Source organism: Chrysiogenia bacterium (assembly GCA_020434085.1).
GTDB lineage: Bacteria > JAGRBM01 > JAGRBM01 > JAGRBM01 > JAGRBM01 > JAGRBM01.
Map to the genome: position 1 here is coordinate 1 of JAGRBM010000260.1, position 11708 is coordinate 11708.

Here is an 11708-nt window from a genome sequence, read left to right on the forward strand (position 1 = left end):
CATGCGCTCGCACGCGCGGCTGAGGCGCTCGCGCGTCTGGGCGAGCTCGCTGCGGATCTCGCGCTCGAGCGACCCGGGCGCAAAGGGCCGCAGCGATCCCTCCAGCACGTTGAACTGGCGCGCGACGGGCAGCTCGCCCATGCGCATGAGGTCCTCGTCCTCGACGAGCAGGCCCGAGAGCTCAATGCCCAGATTCGCCGCCAGCTCGGCGGCACTGCGAAAGAAGGCCTCGTCCTGGCCCGTGGTCTCCAGGGCCAGCAGCAGGCGGCGAAACGGTGCGCGCTGCTCGTTCACTGCGCGCTCTCCTCGCCGGCGCTCTCATGCTTGCTCTTCTTTCCGGCTTTCTTCCCGGCGGCTTTCGCGCCGACCTTCTCAGGACGATTGAAGTCGCGGGCGCGCTCGGAGAATTTCTCGAGGGTTTTCTCCACTGCGTAATTGATGCTGCCGCGGGGGAACTTGCCGCTCTTGGAGCGCTGGCCGGCGTCCTTGCCGGTGAGGATTTCAAGCGCCTCGTCGGCGGTGCTCACCGGGTAGATGTGGAACTTTCCCTGTTCAGCGGCTTCGACGACGTCGGGGCGCAGCATGAGGTGCTTCACATTGGACTCGGGGATGATGACGCCCTGCTTGCCGGTGAGGCCGCGGGCCTCGCAGATGTCGAAGAAGCCCTCGATCTTCTCGTTCACCCCGCCGATGGCCTGCACGTGACCTTGCTGGTTGAGCGAGCCGGTGATCGCCAGCTCCTGATTGATGGGAATGCCCGCAAGGGCGGAGATCAGCGCGCAGGTCTCGGCGGTCGATGCGCTGTCGCCATCGACGCCGCCGTAGGACTGCTCGAAGACGATGGAGGCCGAGAGCGTGATCGGGTGATCGGGCACGTATTTGGAATTGAGATAGCCCGTGAGAATCAGCACGCCCTTGGAGTGGATGTTTCCGCCGAGCTTGGCCTCGCGCTCGATGTCGACGATGCCGCCGCGTCCCATTCGCACGCTGGCGGTGATGCGGTTGGGTTTGCCGAAGCTGAACTGGCCGAGCTGGTAGACCGCCAGGCCATTGATCTGCCCCACGACGGAGCCGCTGGTATCGATGAGCAGGGTCTCGCGGACGATTTGTTCCTGCATACGGTCGCGAATGCGGCCCACGCGGAAGATCTCCTCTTCGACGGCGCGGGTGACGTCCTCGGCCGTGACGCTCTCGCGCCCGGCCTCGCCGGCCCAGTGGTCGGCCTCGCGCAGCAGGTCCGAGAGCTCTTCGGTGAAAGTGGTGAGCTTTTCCGTATCGCCCGTCATCCGGATGCTCTCGTCGAAAACCCGGGCCACGGCGCCCGCGTCAAAGGGCTTGAGCTCGTTGCGTTCGATGAGCGTCACGAGAAGCCGCGCGTAGGTCTCGTGGTTGTCCTCGGTGTTGTCGAGCCGGTCGTCGAAGTCGGCGACCACCTTGAAGAGCTTGGAGAACTCCGCATCGTAGGAACTGAGCAGGTAGTAGATCATCGGCTCGCCCAGCAGGACGATCTTGAGGTTGAGCGGAATGCGCTCGGGTTCGATGGAAACCGTGCTCACGAGGCTGAGCATCTCGCCGGCCGACTCGATGCGGATGCAGCCGGCGTTGAGGGCGCGCTTCAAGCTTTCCCACGAAAACGGCTGGGTGAGCAGCTTGCGCGCGTCGAGGATGAGATACCCGCCGTTGGCCTGGTGCAGCGCGCCCGGCCGGATGAGGGTGAAGTCGGTGATCAGGGCGCCGAACTGGGCCTGGTGCTCGATGCGGCCGATCAGGTTGGCCAGGGTGGGGTGATCCTCGAAGACAACGGGCGCGCCCTCGGTCTTCGAGTGATCGACCAGCACGTTGACCTCGTAGCGGTGGAAGAAGGCCGGATCGACCATTGGCCCGCCCGGCATGCCGGGCATTCCGCCCTGTCCCTCGCCGCCCTGTCCGCTGCTGAGCACGAAGGTGGCGGCATTCTCGACGACGTCGTCGCGCACGGCATCGAGGTGCGCGATCACCTCGGGCAGAGCTTCGTAGTCGCGGGAGATTTCCTTGATCAGGTGGCTGACGGCCAGCGTCGTCACCTCGCGGTTGAGCTGGCGGATCTGCTCGCGCTCTTCCTTTTCGAGCTGCGGCACCCGTGCGAAGGCTTCCTGCAGGGGCTCCTGCAGCTCCTGCATCTCGTTTTCGATACGTTCGCGCTCTTCTTCAGGGAGCTTGCCGAACTGCTCGGGGTTGAGGACCTCGCCGTCCTTCATCGGTGCGAGCCCCAGGCCCATGGGCGTGCGGATGAGCGCGATCTCCCGCTCGCGCGCGGCTTCCTGCACGCCGCGGAAGACCTTCTCGTGTTCTTCCTTGAAGTGCTCTTCGATCGCCTTGCGGCGCGTGCGGTAATCGTCGCTCTCGAAGGCAGCGGGAATGGCGACCTTGAGCTCCTCGATGAAGGCGCTCATGCGGTCGCGCAGGGTCACTGCCTTGCCGGCGGGTAGTTCCAGCGCCTCGGGTTTCTTGTCGTCGGCGAAGTTGTTGACGTAGCACCAGTCGTTTGGCGTCGCTTCTTTCTGGGCGGCCTGTTCGAGAAACTGGCGGATGACCTGGTACTTGCCCGTCTGCTGGGGCCCCATGGCGAAGAGGTTGTAGCCCTTCTTCTCGATGCCGATGCCGAAACGGATGGCGGCGACGGCCCGGTCCTGCCCGACGATCTCCTCGAGGGGCTTGAGCTCTTTGGTGGTCTTGAAGGAAAAGCGCGCGGGGTCAAAGGCGCGGCGCAGCTCCTTCGCGCTGAGGGCGTTGGGCATCAGTCAAACTCCCGTGCGAAAAAGCGGGAAACATTCCCGGATGCGCCCATGATGCAACCGCGCCTCGCGAAGGGCAAGGCGCGGTTTCGGCGGCCGGGAGCGGCCTCAGGCCGCGCGGGACTTCGCGCCAAAATAGGCGAGAAGGTCCTCGGCCCAGGCGCTGTCGAACTTGAAGATCAGCCCATTGGCGGGTTTGGTGAGGTAACCCAGCAGCCCGTGGGAATACTCGCGCTGCAACAGCCGGCAGCGGCCGCTTCCCAGGTCCGTCAGCTCGAATCGGTGGCCCATGGTGAAAACCGGTGTGCGAACGCCCCACTCCATGACGCGTCCTTCTTCATATTCCTGGATGGTGAGCGGCGCGAGCGTCAGCGGCGCCATGTTGGTGCGGAAGGCGATCTTGTAGCCCACGCGCCAGTCCCCGCTGGAGATGGCGTAGGACTTCGAGACCCCGCGCACCCAGCTTGACCAATTGTCGATGTCCTTGAGCAGGGCGAACACCTCGGCCGCCGGCGCATCGATTTCGATTGTCTGGTTGATCATCTCATTTTCAAAGATCGGCATTTGAGAAGTCCCTCCCGGATCGGGTTCGTTGCAGGTAAATGGTTCAGGCCCACGCGCGCTCAAGCAGTCCCAGGGCGTCTTCGTAGTCCACTTCCACCGGGTTGAATGCCAGCGCGCCGTCGTCGAGGGTCATGCGCGCAAGGGTGGGGAGCTGTTCTTTTTCGACCTTGTGGGTCTCGGTGAGCGTGCGCGGCAGGCCGCAACGCTCGTGGAGCTGGTCACGCATCCGGCGGATGCTGCGGATGGCGGCGCGGGCGCGCTCTGGCGCCGGGGTGCGCGCGTAGCTCTCGGCGCCCTCAAGGTAGAGAAGCAGCTCGCCGATATCCTGCGCGGATGCTTCGAGGTTGTATTCGAGGGCGTAGGGAAGCAGCAGGCTCATGCACGCGCCGTGATGAAGGTGGCAGAGCGCGCCGAGCTGGTGGCCGATCGAATGCACCACGCCGGTCATGGAGTTCGAGAACGCGATGCCCGCCATGGTGGCCGCTTCGGCAAGGGCCAGGCGTCCTTCCACGTTCTTGGGATCGTCGATCACGGCCAGCAGGTTCTCCGAGATTTTCTTGATGGCGGCCGTGGCGTAGGCGTCACTGATCGGATTCTTCGCCATGCAGATGTAGGCCTCGATTGCGTGGGTCATGGCGTCCATGGCCGTGGCGGCCGTGAGGTGCGGTGGCAGGCTCATGGTCATGCGCGGATCGACGATGGCGGCGTTGGGCAGCAGGAAGGGCGAGGCGAAGGGCAGCTTCACGCCGCGGTCCTTGTCCGAGATCACCGCAACGAGCGTGACTTCGGAACCCGTGCCCGCGGTGGTGGGGATCGCAAAGCTCGGGCGCAGCGGGCGCTTGAGAGCCCCGGCGCCGGTGTAGGCCGCGAGGTCGCTCGCGTTCTCGGAAGCCAGGATGTTGATCCCCTTGCTCGTGTCCATGACCGATCCGCCGCCCACGGCGATGATGGAGTCGCACTTCGAGTCGCGCCAGATCTGCGCGCCCTGGGTGACGATCCTGGTCGAGGAATCGGGCGGCACGTCGTCGAAGATTGCGCCCACTTCGATGCCGCCCTCTTCGAGGGCGGTGGTGACGTGTTCGAGAAGCCCGACGGCGACGACGCCCTTGTCGGTGACGATCATGGGGCGCTCGGCGCCCAGCGCGCGCAGCTCGAAGGCCATGTGTTCGAGCGCGCTCGTTCCAGCGAGTACTTTGACGGGGCAGAAGAATTCATAGAAGGACATGACTTGGAACCTCAGCTCAGCGTGTTGCCGATGAATTTCGAATAGATGTCGATGGCCAGGCGGACTTTCTCGCCCGGCTCGAGGGTGGGGTAGCGCTTGATCGCGCGCTTTCCAATGAAGGCCGGCAGGATGAGCGCTTCCAGGCGGTTGAAGATGCGCACCATGCGCATGGCGTGGGCGATCTCGCCGTCGACGACCATGCGGTCGTTGGCAAAAGCGCGTGCGGTGCCTTCCTGGAAGGCGAGTACGAGGTAGGCGTGGCGCAGGTGCTTGAACTGGATCGAGAGCGTGGGCTTTTCGCTCAGCCCATCCGCGGCGAATTCAAGGCAGCCATCACTCGTGCTGCGGAGCTGGAAGCCCGGGCCCGAGGGCAGGGTGGTCATCTCGAAGGTGTAGCCGTCGGGGAAACCCTTGAGCTCTTCGCGGATGACACCGTCGGTCTGGCTGGCGGCGGCCAGCGCGCGGCCGAAGATGGCCATCATCGCGCTCACGTAGCCGCGGACCACCGCCGTGGGCGGCTGCTTGGAAAGCGATTTCAGCATTGGGAGCCTCACCGGCGGCGCGTCTTCGGAGGGTGGCCGCCCGCCGCGTTTCATAGCACGAACCGGCCGGTCCAGTCAGTTCCGCGCAATGAAAAAGCGGCCCCATTGGGGGCCGCTTAGGCTGGATGCATTGACGCGCGAGTCAGTTACGCGCCCACGATGTTCTCCATCGTGTCAACATCGGTGACCGCCCAGTCCTCGAATTTCAGGATGTCGAGCTCGGGGGCGGCGAAGCGCTCGCGAAGGCTGCCGGTGAGCAGGCCGATGCGCTTGAGGTTGGGCACGATCTTGCTGAAGAGCATCTTGCGGAACTCCTTCATGGCCGGCGACTGCATGTTGAGGTCCACGCACTCCTTGACGGGAAGGCCCAGGCGCTCGAAGACTTCTTCTCCCGAGAAGCGGTCGCGCATGAGCATGGCGGCTTCGTAGACGAAGTCCTGGCGCTCCTGGAATTCCTTCTCGCTCATGTCGTTGTACATGTCTTTTAAAGTCAGCACGCCGAAGGCCACGTGGCGGGCTTCGTCGAGCATGACGTACTTGGTCAGATCCTTGATGAGCGGCTCGCTGGTGAAGGTGTGGATGAACTGGAAGGCGGCCAGCGCGAGGCCCTCGACCATGATCTGCATCCCCAGATACTTCATGTCCCAGCGCGAGTCGGTGAGGATGAGATCCAGAAGCCGCTTGAGATGCGAGTTGATCGGATACTCGAGTTCCATCTTCTCGCGCAGGTACTTGTCATAGACCTCGACGTGGCGCGCCTCGTCCATCACCTGGGTGGAGGCGTAGAACTTGGCATCGGTGAGCGGCACGGCGTCGACGATCTGCGCGGTGGCCAGCAGCGCGCCCTGCTCGCCGTGGAGAAACTGCGAGAGGGTCCAGGCCTGCTGCTCGTGACGAAGGCGCCCGATTTCCTTGGGCGTGAATTTTCGCCAGATGTCGGTGCCATAGAGCCCGTTCTGCTGGTCGGGCATGTATTCCTTTTCGGGATCGACGTCGATGCTCCAGTCGAGCTGGGTCTGCGCATTCCACTGCGCGCCCTTGGCCGTCTCATAGAGCCGGCGCAGGTCCTGCTTGAAGGTCTCGTAGCTCCAGCTGTAGGCGGTGGGGAAGGTGCAGTCGACGAGGTCCACCAGGTTCTCTTTGTTGTCAATGAGGTTCTCGACCATTGGGAGGGCTCCTTAACTCTCGCGCGATGCGCGGATCGGGTGCTTTGACGGGCCCCACAAGGGTATCGACCAATCGGTCAGCGGCGCAAGCCGCACCGCGGCGAAGCAATGCACCAGCCCTGTGCGTGCAACTTGCAAGATCGGGAAAAAAGCGCCGGTCCGGGTCGGCCGGGGGCTTCAGCGGAATCCGCAACAATTCCAGCCAGTTTCAGGGGATCCGCCGGGTTGGCACGTTCCGTGGATTGCAGCAATGCACAACCCGCTCACTGGAGATCGTCATGGAACAATCACGCCCGTCGCTTCGCATTTTCGCTCTGCTCTCCCTGGGGCTGCTCGCCCTGCTGCCGGTCCCGGCTGCCCTCGCCGGCGGCGGAGACCCGCCGCCCCCGCCCCAAGCGCCCCACACGCCCTGGTACGTCTCCATCCACGCCATCGAGGTCGGTTACGACGATGCCACCACCGACGCCGCTATGGAGAAGGCGGTGGATCTGGGACTCGAGGGCGTGCGCACCGATATCTTCTGGAGTGACATCGAGCCCGTCCGCGACCAATGGGACGGGGCGAAGCTCCAGTACTATACGAACTATGTGAGCAAGGCCCGCTGGTTCGGCCTCGACCCGCTTATCATCCTCTCGGGCGCGCCCGGCTGGGCGGTGGATCTCTACCGCACCGACAAGGCGGCCTTCTGGCAGGAGTATGAGGAATACGTCGCGCAGGTCGCCCTGTGGGTCGGCGACCGCGTGGACAACTACCAGCTCTGGAACGAAGCCAATCACATTCCCGACCCCATCGACGCCGCCGACGACTGGCAACTCTTCGCCCGCGCGGGTGCGGTGCTCGACCAGCTCGACCCGGGGGCCAAGAAATACGTCAACTGCATGGCCAATGTGCTCGGCTGGGAGGACGCGGTCACCGACTGGGTGACGCGCGCGGGCAATCACATCGACGTCATCGGCGTCGACCACTACCCGGGTACCTGGTCGCCGGTGAGCGCAACGGACTGGACGCCGCTGGACATCCTCATCGCGCGTATCAATGACCCCTCCGATGAATGGTACGGGAAGGAAGGCATGATCCTGGAGACCGGCTATTCGAGCTGGGCGTGGCTCCTGGCAGACGAAAACGATCAGCGCGACTGGATCAACGCCGCGCTGCCGGCCGTGCGCGCGAAGATCAACGACAACAACCTGAACAATCCCTATCCGATCGTTGGCGCGAATTTCTACCAGCTCATCGACACCTGCACCGATGTCTTCGACCCGGCCAATTGCCGCAGCGACGATCCGATCTTCGGCCAGGGAATCGAGGCCCATTTCGGGATCATCCACTCGAATTTTTCGCACAAGGCCGGTTACGGCGCGCTGAAAAACCAGCTCCAGCAGTTTTAGCGGCGGGGTTCGCAGCCGCCGAACGACTGCGAATTTCGTCTTCTCGCTGCCGCTTCCCTCTCCCTCTCAATACGGGGGCGGCGGCAGCACTTTTTTCAGCACCCGCCGCCCGCCAGGTGCGGGTGAACCCCACTCAATCGATTGCGACGTTCGGGCCCCCGATCGGGTATTCTTCCTTTCATCTTGCAACATTGAATCGGCAGCACCTGACCAGGGGAACAGGATGTTTGCGCGACCGGAGACATGGCCGTCGATGCTCGGGGCGCCGCTTTGCGGCTTCCTCGGCGTGCTGTTTCTGACCACGGCGGCCCGCGGTTATCGCCGCAGGGCGTATGGCGCATTGGGCGTGCTGGCGTTGCTGGGAGCCGCGCAGCTTGGCGGCTATTTCGTGCTTCGCACGGCGGTGAGCGATGATGCCTTGCTGCAAGCCACACGCCTGATCACGCTGGTAACGATCTGCTTTGGTCCGGCCTGGCTTTTTCTGAGTGCCGCCTTTCTCGAACGACCGCTGGACTGGCGGTTTTCTCTGGCGCTGGTGGCGGGGCTCACGCTGGTGGCGCTTCTGCTCGGTACAGAGCTGGTACTGCGCTCGGACATCGTGGCCTTTCATCAGCTCGGCGTGGAACGTCAGGCCGCGCCGGGCACGTTCTACCATGTGCACACCCTCTATTTTGTTGCGTGCGTTGCGACCGGAGTCTTCGACCTGGCACGTACGTTGTCGGACTCCCACCAGCGCGGCAAACCGCTGCCCGAACCGCTGGCCGACACCGTCGCCGAAGAGGGACTGCCTACCCTGCTGAGCGTGTTGTGCGCCGCCACGCTGGTGGGCGCGATCGACGGGCTGCATCTGATCGGAGCCATCGCATTTCAGCTACCGATCGAACTGGCGGCCCTTCTGCTCATCGGGGGATCGGCCTGGGCAACGGTGCAGCGTTTCCCGCGCCTGTTGCTCAAGCTCGAGGAGAAACTCACGGAGGTGAGCGCCCTCAACACCACCCTGAGCGCGCGTAATGCCGAGATCGCGCAGTTGGCCAAAAAGAATGAAGAGTTGCTGAGCGAGGAGATCCGTTACCTGCGCGGCGAGCTCGCAACCTCGGGGAAGGGAATGGGCGCGATGATCGGCGCTTCACCCGCGATGCGGCAGGTCTTCGAGCTGGTGGGCAAGGTGGCTCCCTACGATGCCAGCGTGCTGATCACGGGCGAGACGGGCACCGGCAAGGAAAAGATCGCTCGGGAAATTCATGCCGCCAGCCAGCGCAGCGGTGCCGGGTTCTACGCGATCAACGTTGCGGCCGTGCCCGAGAATCTGCTCGAAAGCGAACTCTTTGGTCACAGGAAGGGCGCCTTCACCGGCGCGATCAGCGACCGGCCGGGGATCTTCCGCGCCGCCGACGGGGGTACGCTCTTCTTCGACGAGATCGGCGAGATGCCGGCCGCCATGCAGGTCAAGCTCCTGCGCGTGTTGCAGGAGCGCGAGGTTACGCCGCTCGGGGACAGCGCGCCGGTGCCGGTGGATGTACGCGTGCTGGCGGCGACGCATCGCGATCTCAGCGAGGAAGTGCGGGCGGGGCGCTTCCGCGAGGATCTCTATTACCGGCTCAACGTGATCGTGATCGAGGTGCCGCCGCTGCGCGCGCGCACCGAAGACATCGCGCCCCTGGCCGCGCATTTTCTGGCTCGCTACGCGCAGAACGCCGGGTGTGAAATCCCCGGCATCTCGCCGAGCGCGGTGCAGGCGCTTACGCGCCATGGCTGGCCGGGCAACGTCCGCGAACTCGAAAATGTCATCGAGCGCGCGGTTACCCTGTGCGAGGGCCCTGCCATTCGCCTGCGCGACCTGCCCGAAGCGCTGCACAAGAATGCCGGCGCGCAGCTACCGGAGATCCCCGCGGCAAGTCCGGGGGACGGGGCGGGGGGGGCGGCACCAAAGCGCGGGGAGGAGCTGCCGCTGCGCGATCTGGAAAAACGCTACATCCTGGGTCTGATGGACCGCTACGATGGCGAGCGCGGCAGGGTAGCCGAGCTACTCGGGATCAATCCGTCGACTCTGTACAGGAAGCTCAAATCCTACGAGTCCGACTCCTGAGCGAGACGCTTGCACGGGTCCGGTGCGTGCAAAATGCACGATGCGGCAGGCCGTGCATTCTGCAATTGCCCTTCAGCCTCCATAAAAACAAGTAATTTCAGCCGGTTATGTTTTGTCGGGGGTATGGCACGGAGCTTGGAATAGATCTCCCACACGCACCGGCGCAGCAGGCCGGCCGCGACGAGGAGCAGACCGATGAACATGCGAGCCAACTGCCTTCACCTAACCTTCAACGTCCCTGTCTGGCCGCTTGCCGGCCTTCTGGCCGCGCTGGCTCTGGCCCTTTGCAGCGCCGCTCCCGCACGCGCTGGCGGCGAGGAGCCGCCGCCGCCCCAGGAGCCCCCGGCGCCCACGTGGCAGCTTCGCGCCGAGGGCCGCTTCTTCCGCGATCCCCAGGGCCGCGCGGTGATCCTGCGCGGGGTGAACGTGGCCGGCAATTCGAAGGTGCCTCCCTTTCATGGTGTCACGGACATGGCTGAGCTCGATCCGCTTGCCGATTGGGGAGTGAACGTCATCCGCCTTCTCTTTACCTGGGAGGCCTTTGAACCCGCACCGGGAAGTTACGACTGGGGTTATCTCGACTACATCGAGTCGATCGTCGATGCCGCCCACGCACGCGGGATCCATACAATCATTGACATCCACCAGGACGGATTCGCCCGTTTCCTGGCCGATGGTTGCGGCGAGGGCTTCCCGCTCTGGGCAGTCTCTCCCAATGCCGATCTCGATGAGCCCGACAATGGCCATGACTGCGAAGACTGGGCGACGAAGGTGCTGCTCGATCCAGACATGCACCTCTCCTTCAGCGATTTCTATGCCGATTCCTACGGGGTGCGCACGCGGTATCTCTCGATGCTCGATGAGCTGGCTCGGAGCTTCAAGAATCATGACGGCGTGATCGGCTACGATCTGCTCAACGAACCCTGGGGCTGGGAGGCAGCCGAGTTGCTGCCGCTCTACGAAGACGCCGCCGACGTGATCCGCTCCGAGGATGCCGACGCCATTTTGTTCATCGAACCCCATGCCAGCACGAACAACGGTGCGGTGCCGACGACGCTTCCCCAGCCAACTTTCGACAACTACGCCTACGCGCCGCACTTCTACGACGTGGGCGTGCTCACCACGAAGATCTACTTGGGATTGAGCACGCCCACGGATCTTGGATTCTGGAACATGAACAACAAGGCCGCCGAGTGGGACGTGCCCCTCTTCGTCGGTGAGTTCGGCATGTTCGCCGAAACCTTCAATGTGGGCGGCTACATGGACCTGCTCTACAAGCGGCTCAACGAGAACCTCGCCTCGGGCGCGCAGTGGAACTACACACCCGGCTGGAACGCGACCGACAAGGACGGCTGGAACGGTGAGGACCTCTCCATCGTCGATGACAGTGGGAACATCCGCGCCAACTACGAGGTGCGCCCCTACGCGCAAAAGATCGCTGGAATGCCGACCTCACTCTGGGTGGCCGATGACTCGAAGACCATCGAGCTCAAGTGGAGCAACGACCCGGCCGCCGGGGTGACGGAGCTCTACGCCCCGCGCAACCTCGTCTGGGGCGGCGCGCAGCTCAAGATCGAAAAGAGCGGCAGCAACCTCTCCTGCAGCTTCGCAAACGGCAACACCGAGGTGCACTGCACGTCCACCAGTACCGGCGCAAAAACGGTAAAAGTCCGCCAGTGCGTGATGTTCTTTGGAAGTTGCTTCTGAGCACAGGGTGGTGACCCCCGAGATGCCATAGACAAACGAGAACAGCGGGTTACGGCATGGACCGTAACCCGCTGTTTTTTAAAAGCATTTTGGTTGCGGGGAGCGGATTTGAACCGCTGACCTTGGGGTTAGGGGCCCGCCGAGCTACCAGACTTCTCCCCCCCGCAGGCGCCTGTTTAATTGGGGGGTGGGGGGGAGTCAAGGCTTTCGCAAAAGCATCTGGCCTTGCTTGTCTGAGTGTCGCGTGCGGGGGCTA

9 protein-coding genes and 1 tRNA gene are annotated in these 11708 nt (G+C 63.9%); 3 read left to right on the top strand and 7 right to left on the bottom strand.

Annotation, left to right across the window (positions count from 1 at the left end; all coding sequences use genetic code 11):
- The 6 genes from KDH09_08750 to KDH09_08775 all read right to left on the bottom strand — a co-directional run.
- Positions 1–294 (bottom strand): hypothetical protein (locus KDH09_08750; GenBank protein MCB0219768.1); only part of this gene is annotated, 294 nt, incomplete at its 3' end.
- Positions 291–2777, bottom strand: a complete 2487-nt coding sequence (locus tag KDH09_08755; protein ID MCB0219769.1) for an AAA family ATPase — start codon at positions 2775–2777, stop codon at positions 291–293. The genes KDH09_08750 and KDH09_08755, both read right to left, overlap by 4 nt.
- A gap of 105 nt (positions 2778–2882) precedes the next feature.
- Positions 2883–3338, bottom strand: coding sequence for an SRPBCC family protein (locus KDH09_08760; protein ID MCB0219770.1), 456 nt, complete (start codon positions 3336–3338; stop codon positions 2883–2885).
- A 43-nt stretch (positions 3339–3381) separates the two neighbouring features.
- Positions 3382–4563: an iron-containing alcohol dehydrogenase gene (locus KDH09_08765; protein ID MCB0219771.1), complete on the bottom strand. Its 1182-nt coding sequence runs from the start codon at positions 4561–4563 to the stop codon at positions 3382–3384.
- Positions 4564–4574: 11 nt separating this feature from the next.
- On the bottom strand, positions 4575–5105 hold the full coding sequence (locus KDH09_08770) for a hypothetical protein (GenBank protein ID MCB0219772.1): 531 nt from the start codon (positions 5103–5105) through the stop codon (positions 4575–4577).
- Positions 5106–5251: 146 nt separating this feature from the next.
- A complete protein-coding gene (locus KDH09_08775) occupies positions 5252–6271 on the bottom strand; it encodes a ferritin-like domain-containing protein (GenBank protein ID MCB0219773.1) in 1020 nt (339 codons plus the stop codon).
- A gap of 278 nt (positions 6272–6549) precedes the next feature.
- On the opposite strand from KDH09_08775, the gene KDH09_08780 reads away from it, so the two are divergent.
- From KDH09_08780 to KDH09_08790, 3 genes are all read left to right on the top strand, one after another.
- A complete protein-coding gene (locus tag KDH09_08780; GenBank protein ID MCB0219774.1) occupies positions 6550–7659 on the top strand; it encodes a hypothetical protein in 1110 nt (369 codons plus the stop codon).
- Between the two features lie 223 nt (positions 7660–7882).
- A complete protein-coding gene (locus tag KDH09_08785; GenBank protein ID MCB0219775.1) occupies positions 7883–9745 on the top strand; it encodes a sigma 54-interacting transcriptional regulator in 1863 nt (620 codons plus the stop codon).
- A 195-nt stretch (positions 9746–9940) separates the two neighbouring features.
- Positions 9941–11452: a cellulase family glycosylhydrolase gene (locus KDH09_08790; GenBank protein ID MCB0219776.1), complete on the top strand. Its 1512-nt coding sequence runs from the start codon at positions 9941–9943 to the stop codon at positions 11450–11452.
- Between the two features lie 90 nt (positions 11453–11542).
- On the opposite strand, the gene KDH09_08795 is transcribed toward KDH09_08790, so the two are convergent.
- Positions 11543–11619: transfer RNA gene (locus KDH09_08795), tRNA-Arg, on the bottom strand.
- Between the last annotated feature and the right edge of the window lie 89 nt (positions 11620–11708).

What these genes read in the sequence shown, in the direction of transcription:
- KDH09_08755 (MCB0219769.1), bottom strand. Translation starts at nt 2,777, where the DNA reads ATGCCCAACGCCCTCAGCGCGAAGGAGCTGCGCCGCGCCTTTGACCCC.
- KDH09_08760 (MCB0219770.1), bottom strand. Translation starts at nt 3,338, where the DNA reads ATGCCGATCTTTGAAAATGAGATGATCAACCAGACAATCGAAATCGAT.
- KDH09_08765 (MCB0219771.1), bottom strand. Translation starts at nt 4,563, where the DNA reads ATGTCCTTCTATGAATTCTTCTGCCCCGTCAAAGTACTCGCTGGAACG.
- KDH09_08770 (MCB0219772.1), bottom strand. Translation starts at nt 5,105, where the DNA reads ATGCTGAAATCGCTTTCCAAGCAGCCGCCCACGGCGGTGGTCCGCGGC.
- KDH09_08775 (MCB0219773.1), bottom strand. Translation starts at nt 6,271, where the DNA reads ATGGTCGAGAACCTCATTGACAACAAAGAGAACCTGGTGGACCTCGTC.
- KDH09_08780 (MCB0219774.1), top strand. Translation starts at nt 6,550, where the DNA reads ATGGAACAATCACGCCCGTCGCTTCGCATTTTCGCTCTGCTCTCCCTG.
- KDH09_08785 (MCB0219775.1), top strand. Translation starts at nt 7,883, where the DNA reads ATGTTTGCGCGACCGGAGACATGGCCGTCGATGCTCGGGGCGCCGCTT.
- KDH09_08790 (MCB0219776.1), top strand. Translation starts at nt 9,941, where the DNA reads ATGAACATGCGAGCCAACTGCCTTCACCTAACCTTCAACGTCCCTGTC.